The sequence below is a fragment of the Hungatella sp. genome (genome assembly GCF_046966825.1).
Genome location: NZ_JBKVCZ010000015.1, coordinates 1 through 18,676 on the forward strand (window position 1 = coordinate 1; position 18,676 = coordinate 18,676).

At 47.9% G+C, this 18,676-nt stretch carries 18 protein-coding genes; 1 reads left to right on the top strand and 17 read right to left on the bottom strand.

Going from position 1 to position 18,676, the window contains the following annotated elements; translation table 11 throughout:
• The 7 genes from ACLTD4_RS06925 to ACLTD4_RS06955 all read right to left on the bottom strand — a co-directional run.
• On the bottom strand, nucleotides 1-539 hold a 539-nt coding region (locus ACLTD4_RS06925; protein ID WP_412331210.1), incomplete at its 3' end, for a flagellin.
• Between the two features lie 10 nt (nucleotides 540-549).
• Nucleotides 550-2,025: a flagellar hook-associated protein FlgK gene (gene flgK, locus ACLTD4_RS06930; protein WP_117623035.1), complete on the bottom strand. Its 1,476-nt coding sequence runs from the start codon at nucleotides 2,023-2,025 to the stop codon at nucleotides 550-552.
• A 28-nt stretch (nucleotides 2,026-2,053) separates the two neighbouring features.
• Nucleotides 2,054-2,500, bottom strand: a complete 447-nt coding sequence (gene flgN, locus ACLTD4_RS06935) for a flagellar export chaperone FlgN (RefSeq protein ID WP_117623034.1) — start codon at nucleotides 2,498-2,500, stop codon at nucleotides 2,054-2,056.
• Nucleotides 2,501-2,513: 13 nt separating this feature from the next.
• Complete coding sequence (locus ACLTD4_RS06940) at nucleotides 2,514-2,816, bottom strand: flagellar biosynthesis anti-sigma factor FlgM (protein WP_002605091.1); 303 nt, start codon at nucleotides 2,814-2,816, stop codon at nucleotides 2,514-2,516.
• Nucleotides 2,817-3,084: 268 nt separating this feature from the next.
• Nucleotides 3,085-3,573, bottom strand: coding sequence for a late competence development ComFB family protein (locus ACLTD4_RS06945; protein ID WP_117623033.1), 489 nt, complete (start codon nucleotides 3,571-3,573; stop codon nucleotides 3,085-3,087).
• Nucleotides 3,566-4,339 carry a ParA family protein gene (locus ACLTD4_RS06950; RefSeq protein WP_117623032.1) on the bottom strand — a complete coding sequence of 258 codons (774 nt, stop codon included), beginning with the start codon at nucleotides 4,337-4,339 and terminating at the stop codon, nucleotides 3,566-3,568. The genes ACLTD4_RS06945 and ACLTD4_RS06950 overlap by 8 nt, the downstream gene beginning before the upstream one ends.
• A 127-nt stretch (nucleotides 4,340-4,466) precedes the next feature.
• Nucleotides 4,467-5,312 (bottom strand): pyridoxamine kinase, encoded by an 846-nt coding sequence (locus ACLTD4_RS06955; protein WP_117623031.1) that lies wholly within the window; start codon nucleotides 5,310-5,312, stop codon nucleotides 4,467-4,469.
• Between the two features lie 555 nt (nucleotides 5,313-5,867).
• Between ACLTD4_RS06955 and ACLTD4_RS06960 the strand changes: the two genes are divergently transcribed.
• Nucleotides 5,868-6,878, top strand: a complete 1,011-nt coding sequence (locus tag ACLTD4_RS06960) for a transposase (protein ID WP_117623030.1) — start codon at nucleotides 5,868-5,870, stop codon at nucleotides 6,876-6,878.
• A gap of 256 nt (nucleotides 6,879-7,134) precedes the next feature.
• Here ACLTD4_RS06960 and ACLTD4_RS06965 read toward each other — a convergent pair whose 3' ends face one another.
• From ACLTD4_RS06965 to flhA, 10 genes are all read right to left on the bottom strand, one after another.
• Nucleotides 7,135-8,643: a flagellin gene (locus ACLTD4_RS06965; protein ID WP_117623052.1), complete on the bottom strand. Its 1,509-nt coding sequence runs from the start codon at nucleotides 8,641-8,643 to the stop codon at nucleotides 7,135-7,137.
• 203 nt (nucleotides 8,644-8,846) lie between these two features.
• Entirely contained in the window at nucleotides 8,847-9,764 is a 918-nt protein-coding gene (locus ACLTD4_RS06970; RefSeq protein WP_117623029.1) for a M15 family metallopeptidase, read from the bottom strand.
• Nucleotides 9,765-9,877: 113 nt separating this feature from the next.
• The gene (locus ACLTD4_RS06975; RefSeq protein WP_055659090.1) at nucleotides 9,878-10,528 is read right to left on the bottom strand and encodes a flagellar brake protein; all 651 of its coding nucleotides are present in this window, start codon (nucleotides 10,526-10,528) and stop codon (nucleotides 9,878-9,880) included.
• 63 nt (nucleotides 10,529-10,591) lie between these two features.
• Nucleotides 10,592-10,978, bottom strand: a complete 387-nt coding sequence (locus ACLTD4_RS06980) for an EscU/YscU/HrcU family type III secretion system export apparatus switch protein (protein WP_002605099.1) — start codon at nucleotides 10,976-10,978, stop codon at nucleotides 10,592-10,594.
• Nucleotides 10,965-12,482, bottom strand: a complete 1,518-nt coding sequence (locus ACLTD4_RS06985; protein WP_055659092.1) for a hypothetical protein — start codon at nucleotides 12,480-12,482, stop codon at nucleotides 10,965-10,967. Before ACLTD4_RS06985 ends, ACLTD4_RS06980 begins: the two co-directional genes overlap by 14 nt.
• On the bottom strand, nucleotides 12,482-14,257 hold the full coding sequence (locus tag ACLTD4_RS06990; RefSeq protein WP_117623028.1) for a DUF342 domain-containing protein: 1,776 nt from the start codon (nucleotides 14,255-14,257) through the stop codon (nucleotides 12,482-12,484). The genes ACLTD4_RS06985 and ACLTD4_RS06990 overlap by 1 nt, the downstream gene beginning before the upstream one ends.
• Before the next feature lie 38 nt (nucleotides 14,258-14,295).
• A complete protein-coding gene (locus ACLTD4_RS06995) occupies nucleotides 14,296-15,075 on the bottom strand; it encodes a flagellar hook-basal body protein (protein ID WP_055659095.1) in 780 nt (259 codons plus the stop codon).
• Between the two features lie 13 nt (nucleotides 15,076-15,088).
• Nucleotides 15,089-15,829 carry a flagellar hook-basal body protein gene (locus tag ACLTD4_RS07000; protein ID WP_055659096.1) on the bottom strand — a complete coding sequence of 247 codons (741 nt, stop codon included), beginning with the start codon at nucleotides 15,827-15,829 and terminating at the stop codon, nucleotides 15,089-15,091.
• Nucleotides 15,830-15,837: 8 nt separating this feature from the next.
• Nucleotides 15,838-16,614, bottom strand: a complete 777-nt coding sequence (locus ACLTD4_RS07005; RefSeq protein WP_117623027.1) for a sigma-70 family RNA polymerase sigma factor — start codon at nucleotides 16,612-16,614, stop codon at nucleotides 15,838-15,840.
• 6 nt (nucleotides 16,615-16,620) lie between these two features.
• Nucleotides 16,621-18,675 carry a flagellar biosynthesis protein FlhA gene (gene flhA, locus ACLTD4_RS07010; protein WP_117623026.1) on the bottom strand — a complete coding sequence of 685 codons (2,055 nt, stop codon included), beginning with the start codon at nucleotides 18,673-18,675 and terminating at the stop codon, nucleotides 16,621-16,623.
• Nucleotide 18,676 lies beyond the last annotated feature (1 nt).

Here is an 18,676-nt window from a genome sequence, read left to right on the forward strand (position 1 = left end):
TCCAGATAAACCGGTTTATTTTCATTAAAATGGGTAGCCGGATCATCCGGGTCATAAGCGTCTACCGCCTTGCCGTTAAACAGCAGGTTTCCATCCGCGTCCAGCGTAAATGGCGCCTCCCCGTTTGCCGAACCGGAAAACAGGAATTTATCTCCATATCTGGCATTCATGGTCTGTAGAATCTCTTCCTTCAGTCCTCCCAGCTCCTCGGCAATCGCATCCAGACTGTCCTGGCTGCTGGCGCCTCCCGCCCTGGTTGCCTTCTCGAAAACGGTCTCCAGTATTGAATTAATTGTTGCAATATTGGAATCCGCCGTGTCCAGCTCTCCCACTGCATTTTTTACTGTATTGATATGTTCCTCGCTCCTGGCGATCTGATCACGCACGGTAAATGCCTTGGCTGCGGCGGCCGGGTCCTCGGAAACGTGATTATACTGCCTCTGAGAAGTCAGCTTCAGGTTTGAGGACGCCAGATTCGCTACATTTCTCTGGAGGTTCCTGTTATACATTGCCGTCATCATATTTTCTGTAATTCTCATATGCCCCTCTTTACCTTCCTACCAACCCCATCTGGTTGATAATCATATCCAGCTGTTCATCCATGGTTGTCATCAGTCTTCCCAGTGCCGAGTATGCCTTGTTATAGGTCATCATGTTAATACCTTCTTCGTTCAGTGACACTCCCGACACGCCCATGCGGTCCGATTCCACGCTCTCCGCAATTGCGAGAGACGCCTTGAGCCTGGAGTCATTGGTCTTTTTATCGGTTCCCAGTGTATTGGTGTATCCCGTGATAAACTCACTGAAGGTCCCTGTAAATTTGTCACTGCCTTCCCCAAACTCAAAATCCTTCTCCAGAGCCGCTTTCATGGCGAGAATATCCTCATTATCGAGATCTCCATCCGGATTCTTTTTTCGGATAATATAGGCGGAATCCTTTGTCCACATATCACTGATCCGGATATTGCCGGCGCTGACCTTTCCATTAAAATCTCCCTGGATAAGAGTCTTAAACGGTCCCGGCTTATTCGGATCATCCTCGTGAACCATGCTGTTAAATACATTTGCCATGGTCTGCGCAAAATCGTCCAGTTTGCGTTCATAGTAGGGAATTCCAGCGTTCAATGAATTATTGCCGGTCAGCATATCTTCGAATCCCTTGATCGCTCCGGCCCCCAGATTGGCCGTCGTCCCGTCTCCCCAGGAAAGCGTGGTTCCGTCCAGTCCAATTCTCACCGCATCGTTGCTGTAATTTCCGCCGTTGGCGTCGACCACCAGCTTCCCGCCCAGCTTCACCTGAATTCTTCCCTGATCCAGTGAAATGACTTCCAGCTTCCCGTATCGTGACAAATCGTCGAGAATGGTATTTCTCTGATCCAGAAGGTCATTCGGTCCGTAGTTCACGCCGTCGTAATCATCGTTGACAAATATCTCGTGGGCAATGGACTTATTCAAATCGCTGAGCTGTTTTAACTTCGTGTTAATATCATCCACAGCGATAGACAGATCATTCTTCGTCTGTTCCTCCAGACTCTTTAAGTTGGTATCGTATTCATTCAGCACCTGAGTAATGCCCTTAAATGCATTCAGCACAATATTGGCATTGGTCTCCTGGTACGGATGCTGGCTGAAATCCGCCAGTGCCTGAGAAAGCACGGTAAGCGCATCCTTGATACCGGTCCCTTCCACCTCGGGATCACTCAGGATACCTTCCATCTGCTCCATGATAGCTGCCTTCTGGTCGAAATAACCCACATCAGAATACTGCTCCCGGAATTTCGTATCCAGATAGGGATTTCTGATCTGGCTCACACCACTTGCGTCCACGCCCTGGCCAGCCAGCGGTATGGAGCTGTACTGGAACCTGTCGCTTCCGTAAACCTGTACGGAAACGGTATCGAGGCGCTGTCTCGTATAGCCCTTTGTATTGATATTGCTGATGTTGTTGCCGATGATATCGAGAGCCTTCTGGTTCACCATCAGCCCGCGTTTGGCCGTTTCCAGCCCCATAAATGTCGGTCTCAATTCTTCACTCTCCTATACCGGTCCCGCATCAGACCTTTTTCTCAAACCGCTGGCCTTTGGGTCCCACCGTCTTCCCGTAGATACCGGTTGGATTTCCCACCATCCGCGCGTCCAGTCCCATCTTTTCCAGTTCCGACTTTGCCAGGCTTTCCGCCTTTTCATTATAAAAACGGATATTACCAATCGCCCCATCCAAACGCCGGTATAAGTCTGTCAGCTGTTTCCGTTCCTCTCCGCCGCACGACTCCGCGACCTCCTGAAGCGTCTTTCCGGTAAGCCCCATTCTCCCAAACAGTTCCTGACGTCTCTGCTCCATATTCTGAAGCTGTTTATCCATGGCCTGCTGCATCATGATGGATTCCTCGATCTTGTCAAGTTCCTTTGTCATCAGAAGCCCCAGTTTTTCCACCTGCTTTTGTTCCATTTTTTCAAACATTTCTGTATATTCCGTCAGAAAACGAATTATCTCTTCCAATATTTTTCCCTCTCTATAAACCGCTCATCAGCCTTTTCGCAATCTGTTCCGCCGACACCTGGTACGTACCTTCAGACACCTGCTGTTTTAACGCCGCGATCTTATCCGCCGGGGCGCCCTCGTCCATGGACTTCCTAAGCGTCGCCGCAAATGACGATGCCTCGCTCTTTTTCGCGCCGTCACTGCTGATGCAGATGGCGTCACCACGCATTTTTTTATCGGCCGATGCCGGGACAGAAACGGATTTTTCTGCATGCCTGCCACTGTTTACCGCGTTTTGATAAACGGAATAATTCCTCGTAACCTTCACATCCATATCCCCGACTTCCTTTCTCTTACTGATTGTTCTGCTAACTCTATAATATTTATCGGACAGTATCCCGGAAACTTTATAGTTTGAGGGATATTTTTTTAGTTTTTTTGAATTTATTGGCGGGTTGACATACTTTTATGAATTAAAAAACGAACCTGCTGCTGCGGGAGGGCTCAGAGAATGAATTCTGAGGCCGGCGCCGCTTGACTGGTTCGTTTTTGAGATGGTTTGGTTTAGTAAGATTTTATCGGATAGTTTGCTTTAAAGTAGTTCAGTGGCGAGGTTCCTTTTTTACCATCAGGATCGCCTGAATCAGTGCGCTGGTCACCTCTGAGGCGAACATCTCCTCATTCTTTCTTCTGCGTTCGTCATCCTGTTCATTCATAACCACATAGTGCGGTTTCAGGCGGTTCAATGCCAGAGCAGCAATATCTTTTTTGCACTTATCGCATTTACAGCAGTTAAAGCGGTCGAGTGTCGCATCCAGCTTCGATATAACCAGTTCCTCCATCAGGTTGACCAGAACCATATTCTGTTCTTCCTTCACCGGCATGGAAACCGCCGGCCGGCGAATAGCCTTCACCATACTGGCGGCAGTCGGAACAGGAGATATATTTCCCATAAGTCCGGCAGCTCCCGCTTCCATGGTGACGGCACTTTCATCTGCCCCGGGAACGACATTTCCTCCCTTTTTCGCGGCAGAAGGCATAATCTTCCGGTACATCATCTCTTTATCTATTTCTGATCTGCTCTTAGCCATTTGCTTCAAGCCCCCTTTGGAAGAGTTCGTCCGCCAGTTTCTCATAGTCCTTTACTGCATTGCAGGCAGGAGCATATTCCAGCACTGATTTCTGCAGCGACTGGGCTTCACGAAGTGCCACGCTTTCCCGGATGTAGGCGTTCATGACCGGGAAATCCAAATCAGCAGCCACCATATTAAGCGTGCCTTCCACTTCTCTGCTGAACCGGGTTCTCGGGTTATGCTTCGTTAAAAAAGCCCCCAAAACCTTTATATCGGGATTACAGTAGCTTCTCACCCGTTCTATTGTCTCATTTAACTGCATAATTCCCTGCAGGCTGAAAATGTCCGACAGCATCGGCATCAGAATATAATCAGCCGCTGTAAATGCATTTACCGTCAGAATTCCCAATGCCGGAGGAGAATCAATAAATATGTAATCGTAATAGGGCTTCAGCGAATCCAGGGCCATTTTCAATAGGAACTCTCTTCTTGCCCCTGTAAATTCAAGTTCTATACTGCTGAGCAAAATATTAGAAGGAATCAAATCTACCAAAGACGATTTCTGAACCGCATACTTAGGCTTTAATTCTCCCTTCAAAACATCGTAAATCGTTGCACAGCCATCTGTTTCAGCGCCCATGCTGAAACTTAAATTCCCCTGTGGATCCATATCCATCGCCAGTACCCGGTAGCCTTTTGACTTAAATACCGAGGCCAGCACATATGCCGATGTCGTCTTTCCGACACCGCCCTTTTGATTTGACAACGCAATGGTAGCTGCCATGAGAATTCCCCCATAACTTACAATTTTCCACACAAAATGACATTATTGTTATTATAGCAAGAAACAGGAAAACATACAATTGGATTTTTCTTCCGGCTAAAGGCATTTACCTCTTGTTTTGGCACACTTATACTTCCTTCAGGTGTTTCTCCAGCATTTCGCACAGCCTCGGAATCTGAGACTCAAACTCCACGCCATACCATCTGGAGCTGCAGGAAGCAGAGGTTGCCTCAATACAGAGAACGACAAAATCCGCAGACAGTGCCAACGCGCTCGCAAGGCTCAATCCACGCATTACACCGCCCAATACCACCGAGGAGTAGAGATCACCAGTTCCATGGTAACTTTGAGGACAACGATGAGTAAAGTAGGAAAAGCTCTCTCCGTCACGATTCAGATAGGCCACTCCCAATTTTTCAGGTTCAAAGCTGACACCGGTCAGAACAGCAGTTTTACATCCCAGCTCCAACAGCCGCTCCAGCATTTCCCGAATATAAGCCTCATCATAATCCGTACGGTAAGGCATACCAGTAAGCAGACTGGCCTCCGTAATATTGGGCAGAATCACTTCCGCCTTCGCGCAAACCTTCGCCATAGCCGCTGGAAAATTTTCATCAAATGCAGGATATAGCTTCCCATTGTCCGCCATAGCCGGATCAACCAACACCAGATTATCCCCAATGGCAAACTGATCAAAGAAATCGCAAATCTGCCCGCACTGTTCCGCCGATGCAAGGTAGCCTGTATAAATACCATCAAATGAAATCTGTTCCGCCTTCCATGCCTCGGAGATCGGCGCAATCTGATCGGATAAGTCCTTACAGGTAAAATTCTTAAACATCGTATGTGTGGACAACACCGCCGTTGGAAGGATACCGCATTCCACTCCCATAGCAGAAATAACAGGAAGCGCAACGGTAATAGAACAGCAGCCAACACAGGATATATCCTGTAGAGTAACAATTCGTTTCATTTATCAAATCCTCCTTATATGTATTCTTATTACAGTGAAGTATAACAAATATTGGACTGGTCATAAATACCCAGAGTGTATGAAAATGACCAGTCCAGTTATAGCGGCGGCGGCCTGCAGGAATAGAAAAATTAAATGTTGAGAGGAGAGATGCGCAGATGGCAGATAGGCAGATGAGAAATGATAGATAATTCCGGAAATTTGAAATATAGCATGATAATTTTTTCACTCTAAATATAGGTAAAAAATAAAATGTCCTATAAAATTACGTTTAAAATAATAACAAAAGTTATTGCATTTTACTTTTATTTATAGTATAATCTACTTATATTTACATTATCTTTGGCATTTCATCTGCCAAATACGCAAATCATGATATTTCATATACCGGTAGTATCGCCGGGTATTTTCAAAAATGGTTACTGGGAAAAGGCCCGCTGACAGCTGCATTTTACGGTATTTTATAAAACAAAACCAGAAAATGTTCCTATTTTACCTGCCATGTGCCAGGAGTCTGCCGATCTTTTTCCCTGCCAAGCAGAAAAGGGGAATTCTATGGGGCAAAAGGATATTTCTCTGGTTCGTTACTTTGAAGACGAGGACCGCTATGCGGATTTAATTAATGGCTTTATATTTGACGGAGAACGGGTTGTTTCGGGCGATGATATCCAGGAGCTGGATTCCCGTATAACAGGATTTTTATCAAAAATCAAAGACGGATTTAAGATTCAGAAATACCGGGATTCTGTAAGAAAAGTAGTATTGGGTCTGGGATTCGCCATCATTGGCCTTGAAAATCAGGATCGAGTGCATCACGCCATGCCCATTCGGATTATGCTGGAAGACGCAGCCGGTTACGATAAACAGATGCGTCGAATCCAGAAGCATCACCGGAACAGAAAAGATTTACAGGGCGATGAATTTCTGGGCGGCTTCTCTATCCGCGATAAGGTTTACCCAGTCATTACCATCTGCATTTATTACGGTGATAAACCTTATAATGGAGCGAAAGAACTCTATCAAATACTGGAATACGAAACCTTACCGGATAAACTGAAAGTTTTCTTAAACAATTACAAAATACACGTCCTCGAAATCAGAAGTTTTCATGATATCGATCGTTTTAAAACCGATTTACGTGAAGTATTCGGATTTATTCAACGCTCCGGCAACCCTGCTGAAGAACAAAAATTTACATTTGAGAACAAAGAACGATTTCAGAAAATGGACGAGGATGCCTTTGACGTCATAACAACGGTAACCGGTTCGAAAGAACTGGAACTTATAAAGGACGATTATAGGGATGAAAGGGGGAAAATCAATATGTGTGAGGCAATACTGGGAATGATTGAGGCGGGAAGAGTGGAGGGACGGACTCACGGAGAAGCTAAGATTGTAGCTATAATCAGGAAAAAATATATTAAGAAGAAAAATTTACAAATTATCTCTGATGAACTGGAACTGGATTACTCCTATGTAAAAGAAGTGGTAGACTTGATTCATGAGCATCCGGACTGGACAGACTTGCAGATAGGGGAAACGCTGATAATGCGGGATAATTTTTAAATAGACTGGATAACCCAAATATATCATAGGAATATCAATTAACTTTGACATGTAATATTTAAACATATAGTATATCAGAAAAACAGCATTTATGTTTATCTCACTCTGATGCAAAAGTATTTAAACAATAATAATCCTCAAAACGGGAGCTGCCTGTTTTAAACAAACCACTCCCGTTTTAAGGATTATAATAACACGATTAAACTATAGTTCACATTCCTGTTACATTAGCAATTACAATATAGAATTTCATTTATTACTGTAATAACTGTAATACAGACTGTGGCTGCTGATTTGCCTGTGCAAGCATCGCCTGTGCAGACTGAACCAGCACGCTGTTCTTGGTATAATTCATCATTTCCTTTGCCATGTCTACGTCACGAATACGGGACTCTGCAGAAGTGATGTTCTCTGTGGTTACTCCTAAGTTGTTGATGGTATGCTCAAGACGGTTCTGAATAGCTCCAAGTTTACCACGGCTGGTAGATACAGTGTTGATGGCTGTTTTTATTTTGGCCATGGCATCTGAAGCACCATCTCTAGTACTAATATTTACTGATGTTAAATCTAAGGCATCAACATGCATGTCACCTATGCTAAGCTCCAACTGGTTATAAATTTCATTCGTGTCGCCAATTTGCAGAGTAAGTCCACCGCCTGCAGATAATCCCGTTCCTGCCGTTCCATTTTGACCAAGCTGTAATTGATGTGCTGTTCCAGAATCTACAGCAAATATATCTGCTCCAGTTTTATTACCATCAAAACTTATCCTCATTTCTGCGCCAGCATCTGATAACATCTTGTTAATTTCACTTGCAGAATATGATTTAGATGCATCAAGATTAAGTTTTACATTACCGTTTGCAGCAGCCGTAGCTCCCACTGGATCGCCTGCAGTATTCGTAACTGCCAAAACACTGTTATTAACTCCCGCTTTCGTAGCTGTAAGAACAATACCACTTCCGGCAGTTTTATCCACAGATGTTGCAAGTGATGCTTTTGCTGAAGTCTGGCTTGTAATACTTGCCTTCAATGCAGAGTTACCTGTCATAGTAATATCGTTATCAAGCGCAATTTTTAAATCTTTTCCGCTTTCTGGCGCCGCAACTTTTGCTAATGCCGCATTAATATCTTCCTGTGTAATTTTATCACCAGCAGCTGCATCAATAGTTAATGTTAAGTTTCCATCTGCCCCCCAACCTGCTACCACGCTCTTAGTACCAGTACTAGCTACAGACCCAATTGTAACTTTTACACCTTCTCCGCCAGAAATAGTCCAGCCAAAGTTACTTAAACTATCAGCAGCTGTAAAGTTCTGGTGAGCACCTGTGGTCCCAACACCCATCGTACCATCCAGCAACTTTATTCCATTAAAGTCGGTACCATCGGCAATACGATTAATCTCATCTTTTAATGCGGAAATCTCATCCTGTAAAGCTTTACGGTCAACATCATCAGTATATGTACCATTTGCGGACTTAGTAGCTAATTCAGTCATACGATTAAGCATAGAATGAACTTCCTGTAATCCACCTTCTGCTGTCTGAACTAAAGAAATAGCATCCTGAGAGTTATCGCTTGCTGCTTCCAGTCCCTTAATCTGCGCTCTCATCTTCTCCGAGATTGCCAGACCTGCTGCATCATCACCTGCACGGTTAATTCTGTAACCGGAAGATAATTTCTCCAGTGATCTTGCTACTGCGCTGTTGTTTACACCCAACTGTCTGTTGGAATTGAGTGCCATAATGTTGTGCTGAATCCTCATAATATTACCTCCATGTAATTTTATATTGGGACTTCCCTGTCCCTCATAATAAATAAGTATCTCCAATGTCGGACGGGCCCTGTCTGACACCGGACCGAGCTTCCAAAACATACCATCTTTTCCACTCTGTAATATATATCGGACGATTTCACCTTTTCCTTCATCGTAAAAGTGCACAAAAATCAATTTGATTTTTGTGCACTCTATCCATAAAGGCTCTCTTCAATATAAAATTCTTCCAGTGACAGATTATGCTCCTTCAAATAACGAGCCACATCAACTCCCACATAGCGGAAATGCCACGGTTCATATTCAATCCCTGTTATTTCTTCTTTTCCCTCATCATATCGCAGAGTAAACCCATAATCCTGTGCATGTTCCCGAAGCCATTTTCCTTCCGGAGTTTTCTCAAATGCCCGTTCCAACTGGTGATAGGACCGGGTATAGAAGTCAACTGCCAACCCGAGACAGTGTTCTCCAGATCCGGGTATTGACAGGGTCTGGCGTGCCAACGCATACGATTCTTCCTTCGAACGGCCCTTTTTCACATAAGCGGAAACTTTCCTGTTAAACAGCTTCTCCTGTTTATCCAGCGTCCGGTAACCAGAACATACCACGGGTGACAGGCCTTCTGCCTTCATGGCCTCTAACATATTTATCAGCGGTTCATAAATCCTTTCATCTACCTTCTGATCCGTTCCCGGCACATCTCTCAGTGTTACCGCATAATCCTCCGGAACCGGGTATTCAGCATTTGTCAGGATCAGACACCACATATCTTCCGGTTTAATTACCAATTCTTCCTGCTGTTCCATTTCATAATCTGCCGTTTTCTCAGATTCCTCTATCTCGTTAACTCTGGTACCATCTTCCCTGATATCATTTCTTACGGCATTATCTCCGGTAACAACCTCTTCAGGACGCGCCGCCAGCATTTTATCACCATTAACCACCGTTGCTTCAGCCACAATTTCTGTACTCTTTTTCGCCTCCGCTGCCTTCCGCTCCTGCAAAGTAAAATGAGCAGAAATATACAGAAGCATAAAAATCAGTAAAAATGTATATATCATAACCCGCCGGTTTCTAACCACCTTCCGGTCCTCCGGCTTCTTCTTTCCCATCTACTACGCTTCCTCCTGCCTGCCAGACTAACGCCCATTTATCATAGCCGCCACACCTTTTTAACAGGTCCGTAATCAGCCAGCCCTATCGTTCCCCGCACTGCGTCCTTTTTCTATCGAATCCGTCTCAGCTGATCACTCTGCCGTTTCAAAATATACCGGTAAAGCAAATCCTCCTGCTTCGTGGCCATCTCCATAAACTCACAGCCGTACCCAAATTCCCCATCCGGACGGTCCACGCTTCTGCGCACCTCGCAGGTAAAGAGCATAGAGTCACCCATGGCAGGTATCACAATATTAAAACGGTCATTCACCTTAAACGCCTCCCGGCTGCGGAACATGAGTCCGCCCAGGCTGATGTCTACCAGATGTACTTTTAAACCGTTATAGTCTGTGGATTCCTCTTCCAAATCGAGGATATCATCCCCTCGCATGCAGTTATAGATGACACCCGTGTCCCTGGTACTGATACGGAAATACTCCCGGCGCTCATCATTTGTCGCCTCGTTCAAATCGATCACACGGGCCAGCTTTGGAGATGATAAATAAACACGCCCAATCAGAACTTTAAAACCGATCTGTGTGTTATAAATCTCGATCTTGACCAGTAGATTATACGGTATGGAAGGAAGTTCATTTCTCGAACTGCCGATATCAATAAAATTCTTTCCAATCCGGTGCATGACCCCCATGGTGATTAAATCATTGTTTTTGGCCTTTATCACACAGGAAGATCCTACATATCCGTCTGACAAGTCAACCATGTCGCGTACCCCCGTTTTTCTGTCATTTCATTCTTATCGTTACCATTCTGTCTTACTATTGCACTATTTTGCGGGTTCCTCTTTTTTCTTTCCAGAGGCCAGATTTCTTCGGATCCTTCCGCCCGCTGCGTTCTCCTTGCCGCGAGCCGGCATAGCCGCCGCGGCTGCGGCCGCTTCCACACCCCGGATTGACGCCGAGGTTTCAATCAGCTTGCAGTAAATAGCCGCCACCACCTCGTACAGCTCCACCGGTATGTTGCTCCCAACCTCCAGCATGCAGAGAAGTGAAGCAGCGCTGTCGTCCTTAAATACCGGAATCCCCTTTTTCTCTGCAATATCTATGATATGCTCCGCCACGGTTCCATAGCCAGAGGCGATGACAACCGGGGAAGCGTCTTCTTCCGCGTTATATTTTAAGGCAACCGCCTTGTTTTTCTTATATTTTGACATCGACGCCTGTCCTCCTGTACGGAAGATTTTTAAATACATCCATCAGTGAACGCACATGGTCCAGTCCGCTGACTTCCACTTCCGCCGCATGGTATCCATACTCCTCCATAATCTTTCTGAAATCAGGCGTAAGCCGCCCAAACACAGCTGCGTATGATTCCGGACAGTACAGATAAAACTCCATTTCCCTGCCGGCCACCTGAAATTCCGCCTCCATCTGGCCGATTCCCGGAATATCGAAAGTAATCAGCACATGAACGTGGTCCTCTCCATCGCGTCCCTGCCCGCTGCCGCCTTCATCTTTTGGATCGATCCAAAGTTCTGAAAATGCCTTCATCCCCTGGTATTCCACTGGTATGACAAAATGAAGCAGCGGCGTATAGTTACATGGTGAAGACAGAAGGCTTGTGATAATTTTCTCGATCTTCTCACCGTTTAAGCTGTTCATGGGAGTCTCCCTGTCCTGCTTCCTGATGATCTCCGCCAACGTATCCATGATTCGGGAACGGTTCTCCCGGTATTCCGGACTGTCAAACTGGTTTACATAATCTTTCAGAAGGCTTTTCAGCTGGTCCTTGTCCTCCCGGCTGTTTACATGAATCAGGAGATTCAGTAACGCCTCCTGCAAATAGGACTCATTATCCTGATACCGTGACATATTATAGAGAAGATTCGGTATCATTCGTTCCGTCTGAGGGGAGAATAAAACGCTGTTCTCCAACTCCTTCAGTGCATCTAAAATATCCGCTTTGACTGCTTCCCATTCCGTCAGACTATTTTCTATCTCTGAACCACGTCCATACACGCCGCTGCTCTGCCACATTCCGCCGGCCGGCCGCGCCCCGGCCTCGCCAGTCTCACTGCCTTCCATATCCCGTTGTCCTCCGGCCCCCTCGATCATGGTGCGGACCCGGTCCGACAGCATTCCAAAAATTCCGGATAAATTCCGGCTTCCCGCCAGCTGACTGGATAAGTACTCCAAACTGTTGGCCACGGAATCGAGAACATCATTTCTCGACACACTTCCATTTACCGCCTTCAGGAAATCGGCCATCTCCAGCCGCAGTTCCGGCTTTTCATACAACAGGTTTCTCAGGAAATCGAACAGCGGTCCCTTAAACAGTGTGGACGCATATTCCTGATCCACCAGTTCTCCAACGATATCATCGGGGTTAATGAGCAGCGAATGAAACAGCTGCCTGATTTCCTGCGTCATAGTGTTGTTGTTCACTGGAAGGAGGCTGATAATCTCCTCCAGCATATAGATATTCTTTAAATAGTTGACAGTCACAGCCGGATCCTTCAAAAGGTTCATGAGCGTCGCCGCTCCAGCCTCCTTCTGGAACACGTTGTGCTGGCCCAGCAGTGCACTTCCCGACGGGTTCTTCGTGATATGCCGGATTTCCTGCATATCGAATGGCACGGATGGGTCTTTCTGCGCCCTGTCGGGCTGAATGATATTCTTGTTAATCACAGGGGACGTCACCCGTAAAATATCTGCCATTACCTGATTCCTTTCCTGATTTCTCCGTCAAGATAATAGAAGGAACAGCTCTCTTCCCGCTTTACAATGGTCATCTTACAGTCCCCGATATTGATCACGGTTCCCGGATGGACCTCGGCCGCTGTCAGCCGGCATTTGCCCACCTCACGGAGCTGGCGTGCCAGATCGGCAGCCTGCGTCTTTAAGCGTTTTTCCTTTAAATTATGGATCGGCGCCTCTAACTTGAGCTTTGCCAGGCGCTCCTTCTGTCTCGGTGTAATGCTGCCATCCTTCAGCTTTCCGTTCAGGTAGCTGATGTCCTTAGCCGTCTCCGCCTGTTTCCTGGAGACAGCCACCAGATCGACGCTGATCTTCTCCACTTCCTCCATCAGCTGCGGAGTTACGCCCAGCGTTACTATCGTGGATACATGGCTGGAAGCGCCCACAGTCTTCACATTCATGCAGTTATGAACCGCACAGCTTCCGGCTATAAATGCCCCCCGCTTTCCAATCAAAGTCAGATCATGGCCGCAGGATACTTCCGAGCTGATGATATACTCAGCCTGAATATTATGCTGCGCATAAATGGTACAATCCTCCAGGAACTTAGCAGTAATGTCCGCTCCGGCTTCCAGAACGCCGCTCTTCATTCCCCGCATCCCCTTATGGAGTAAGATACTTCCGCCCGCCTGCAGAACCGCGCCTTCCACGATTCCCATGACCGTGATGTCACCCTTAGCCTTAACGGTATATCCTTCAAAGACGTCACCGTGAATGGTGACACTCCCTGTAAAATCAATATTTCCTATGGAATTATCCACATTTCCCGACACAACGAAGACGTTTTCCACCTGAAACCTGCCGTTGCGAAAGGTTAAGTTGCCTTCACAGGCGGTCAGGAGCTTATCGCGCTCCGGGGAGTAGACAACATTTTTTCCCTGTGGAATCGGGGGCATGGTACCGTTCTTCCCCCTGACCGGCTGTCCGAAGACATCCATTCCATCCTGCGGCTCGGTGGGCATGGTCAGTTCGCAGACCAGTTCTCCCTTCTGCACATTATGGATCAGGTTCATGCTCTTAAAATCGATGCCGCCGTTTCCTTTTGAGGCATACTTTATTTTCGCTTCACGGGGAAAATAGTCTTTAATGCGGCCGTCATTTCCATCGATTGCCGGGGTTCCCCTGGCTATGAGAAACATCTGGCGGTACAATTTCTCCGCCGCTATGGTGTTTACCTTTTCTACGTCGATTCCATGTATGATTCGGTGTGCTTCCAGCTCCTGTTCGATCTGTTCCCGGGTAATATCGCTGCCGCCGCCTGAAGGTTCTATAAGCATCAGAGACACCGCCATACGGTCGTCTGACACCGTCAGCTCGACGCCGGCGTCGCGATATTCTTCCTCGCCGGAGGCTTTCCGGCTCTCAGCCGTACTCTCATTTTCCAGACTACTGCGGCTCATTCTGCTGCCCTGGCTGCCAGAGCTTCCATAGTCCGAACCGATGTAATCCGAACCGCCAGAATCCTTTACGCCCAAACCATCTGCTTCCGCCTCTGTGCCTGCCGTATACTCCGTCTCCTCAGAGCCGTTTTCGCCTGTCAGTTCTCTTTCCAGCCGTTCTCTGCGCGTTCGTTCGGCGTCATTCCAGTCTTCGACTGTCTCTATGCGCTGATCTCTGCCCTCCGTCATTTTACTGTCTTCGGTCTGGGGCCGGACTTCGCTCTCGTCCTGTTCATCTTCCCCTCCATTGTCGAGGAATTTCGAAAACATGCTAAAAATCAGGCTCTTATCGCTCATGGGATTCCCCCTTTTTATGTAGATACTTCAAGTTTCGATTAGCGAAGATTGTTGATCATTTCCTCCATCTGATCCGCCGCGCTGACAATCCGGCTGTTTAACTGGAATGCCCTCTGGGCCTGGAGCAGATTAATCATTTCCGTGGGGACATACGTACTAGAAAGCTCCAGTGTACCGCTTAACAGACGGCTTCCCGCCTCATTCTCGTCCATGTCATCTATCGGGACCCATTCTCCCGAAACGGCGCCTGTCCCGTATAAGTTCTTTCCCACTGGAATCAGTCCATCCGGATTCTCACACGTATATAAGCCGATCACCTCGCTGAGCCCGCTCAAATCCAGCTCATTGGTGGACTGCTTCTTTCCGTTGCTGCCCTCCACCGTCTTGTATTCCAGCTCGATACGGTCTCCATCACGGCTGAGCACGTAATGGCCGTCCCGTGTCGTGAGATAATTTCCTTCATCTGTGGCCGATATCTGAAACGACCCGTCTCTTGTATAATATGGCTCCTCCGCGTCTTCATCCTCGGATTCCACCGCGAAATACGCTTTTCCGAGAATGGCAAAATCCAGATCCCGCTCCGTTTTCTCGAAGATTCCCTGCTCAAACACGGTCTCCGCGCCGTTGGTTTTCACGCCGTGGCCCACCTTCTGGTCTGCGTTTCTCGTATCCATCTGCGTATAGAGCAGGTCGTCAAAGGAGCTTCGCAGCACCTTGTAGCCCGGGGTGCTGACATTTGCCATGTTATTGGCAGTCACATCAAGCTCCGACTGAAACGCGTTCATGGCCGAAATCGCTGTATAGTATGATATATTCATCCGTTATTTCCTCCTACAGCTTCCCGATCTCTGAAGCTGATTTCTGGTTCATCTGATCCACGATCGTCAGAGCCCTGCTGCACGACTGGAATGCACGCTGAACCTCCATGGCCCGCGTCATCTCGGAATTTAAATTCACGCCCGATTCTTCCAGCTTCCCCTGATAGACCTCCGGATACACCTGTGTCAGAACCACACCATTTTCGGCGCCGTACGTACCGTTGTCGTAAAATGCCAGGTTATCGTAATTATCCGGGACCATGATCTGGATCTGCTCCAGCTCACCGTCCTCGTTATCGTAGATGATTCCGTTTTCACCCACGCGGAAACCGCCCTCTTCCACCTGAATCGGACCGCCGTCTCCCATGACACGGCCGACTCCTTTTAGAACGAGATAACCGTCCTCATCCTGGGTAAAGTGGCCGTTGCGTGTCAGATACTGCCGGTCTTCGCCCTGAATAACGAAGAGACCGTCGCCGCTAATCGCCATGTCAAAGTTCTTACCTGTATCCACCAGCGCGCCCTGTCTGTGAGTCGTCATCTCGCGCTCCGCCACGGATATGGTGGAACCGCCGCCGATACCTGTGGTCTGTCCGTTCATCTGACGCACCAGCTGCTCGTCAAAGGTGGTCTTTACCAGACGTTTGCTCTGGTATCCGCTGGTCTTCACATTTGCAATATTGTTGGCCGAAATGTTAAGCGCCCTCTGGTTCATCAGCACGCCTGAGGCGGCTGTATAAAATCCTGAAAACATATGGTTTCCTATCCTCTCACATATTCTTCCAGACTGTTCTTTAGTTTTTTTATTGCCTTCGTGTGAATCTGGCACACCCGGGACTGGCCGATGCCCATGACCTCGGCAATCTCCGAATATTTCAGTTCCTCATAGTAGTACAGCGACACGACGAGCCGTTCCTTATCGCCCAGCGCCTCTACCGCCTCCGCCAGCGTTCTCTGAAGCTCTTTATAAAACAGGCTTTCCTCCGGCTTCGTATCGACGTCTGTCGCTTCCAGTTCCCCTTTTGCAATTACGCCTGTCATGTCCTGCAGCACCGCTTCAAAAGAAAGAATCGCTGCGTGGTTCATGTACTTTAAGTGGTTCTCCACCTTTTCCACCGGAATATCCAGAAAACCCGCGACTTCATCCGCGTCCGGTTCCCGCATCTTCTCATGGGACAGCATGGAATACGCCTCATCCACCTTTTTCTGGAAACTGCGGGCCCTGTGAGGCACCCAGTCCTGGCTCCTGATATAGTCGATCATGGCCCCCCGCACGCGGATAAATGCGTACGTTTCAAACTGGGCTCCTTTTGACGCATCATACCGGTCGAGACACTCCATCAGCGCCAGCACTCCCTGGTCAATCAAATCCTCTTCCTCCGTGGAACTGCCTGACATCCCGCGAAGCTGTGCCGCCGCGGAACGGACGATGGGGAGGAAGTGGACGATAAGCTTATTCCGCAGCTCCTGGCTTCCGTTCTTTAAGTATACCGAAAGCACCGCCTTCCCTTCTTCTCTGCTCATCTGTTCCATCTGCATAAACCGTTACCTCTGGCCCAGGGCGATATTCCCCAAAGCCTGTATCTGTATGTTATTATCAATCTCGCTGAACGACACCACCGTCACATTGGGATAAAACTGGTCGATCAGTTTCTTAAAATAAATCCGCACAACCGGAGACGTAAGCACGATCGGCACATTGACCAGATCCTTGATCTTATTGATCTCTCCGGTGGCCGACGCCACGATATTCTGAATAGCTGATGGCTCCAACGCCAGATAAGACCCCGTGTCCACCTTCTTTACGGATGACATGATCATGTTCTCGATCTTGTCGTCCAGGCTTAAGACCTTCATCTGCCCCGCTTCGGAGAAACGATGGGAAATGGTCCTCTTCAGAGCCTGACGCACATATTCCGTCAGCATATCCGTATCCTTTATCTGGGTTCCATAGTCTCCCAGCGTCTCCACGATCGTCTCCATGTCGCGGATCGGTATTCCTTCGCGCAGCAGATTGGAAAGCACCTTCTGAAGCTCTCCCACCGTAATCACAGCAGGAATCGTGTCCTCGATAATGCTGGCGTTTGTTTTTTTCAGTGTTTCCAGCAGATTGTTGACTTCCTGGCGGTTTAAAAGCTCATGTAAATGCTCCTTCACCACCTCGGATAAATGGGTGATAACCACCGAAGTGGGATCAATCAGCGTATAGCCCGCCAGTTCCGCCTGAATCTTCTTATCTTCGCTGATCCATTTGGCCGGAATGTGAAATGCGGGGTCAATAGTGTCGATGCCCGGAATGTCATCCGCATCCCCTCCCGGCGGCAGCGCCAGATAGTGATCCATCAGGATATCCCCTCTGGCCACCTCCTCGCCCTTCAGCAGGATGCTGTACTGGTTGGGATTGAGCTGCCCGCTGTCCTTAATCCGGACCGACGGGATTACGAAGCCCATATCCAGAGCCATCTGCTTACGGAACATGACGACACGGTCAATGAAGTTGCCGCCGTTGCTCTCATCCGCCAGCGGTATCAGGCTGTACCCGAATTCCATCTCAATCTGTTCCACGGTCAGAAGACCGTATACATTTTCAATATTCTTATAAAAAGAAGCTTCACTGGTAACTTCCGCTTCCACATATCCTTCCGCCGCTTCTGCCACGATGGTCTTCTGCCGTTTCAAAAGCACGTATCCGCCTCCGATCATCATTGCTGATATCATGAGAATCTGGGGCACCGGAAATCCCGGAATCAGACACAGGCAGGCTGCCGCGCCGCCGGCCGTCATAAGCACCTTGGGCTGTGCCAGAAACTGGCTCGTCAAGTCCTCGCTTAAGCTGTTCTCCGATGCGGATCGCGTCACCACCATACCGGTTGCCACAGAGATCAGAAGCGCCGGGATCTGGGATACCAGGCCGTCTCCGATTGTTGACGTGGTGTAGATCTGCATGATCTCGGAGATACTCCCCTGGCCGTTCATCATACCGACGACAATACCGCCCACGAAGTTGATCAGTGTGATGATGATGGATATGATCGCATCACCTTTTACGAATTTGGTAGCACCATCCATGGAACCGAAGAAATCGGCTTCCCTCTGGATTTTCGAGCGCCGCTCCCTGGCCTGCTGTTCATCAATCAGACCGCTGTTTAGATCGGCATCGATAGCCATCTGCTTGCCCGGCATGGCGTCCAGCGTGAATCTGGCCGCAACCTCGGCCACACGTTCCGAACCCTTGGTGATAACGATAAACTGTACCAGCACGATGATCAGGAATATGATAAAACCGATGACCGCATTCCCCCGGATTACGAACTGTCCGAAGGTTTTAACCACCTGTCCCGCATAGCCGTTATCAAACAGGATCTTTCTCGTCGAAGAGATGTTGAGCCCCAGCCGGAACAGCGTTGTGATCAGCAAAAGGGACGGGAACACAGAGAACTCCAGCGTTTCCCGGATATACATCGTCATAACAAGGATCAGCAGCGAAAACGTGATATTCAGTATAAATAAAAAATCCAGTATGGGCGTCGGCAGGGGGATCAGAATCAGAAAAATGATTCCGATGATTCCCGCTGTCACAAGGATATTAAACCGTTTCAAA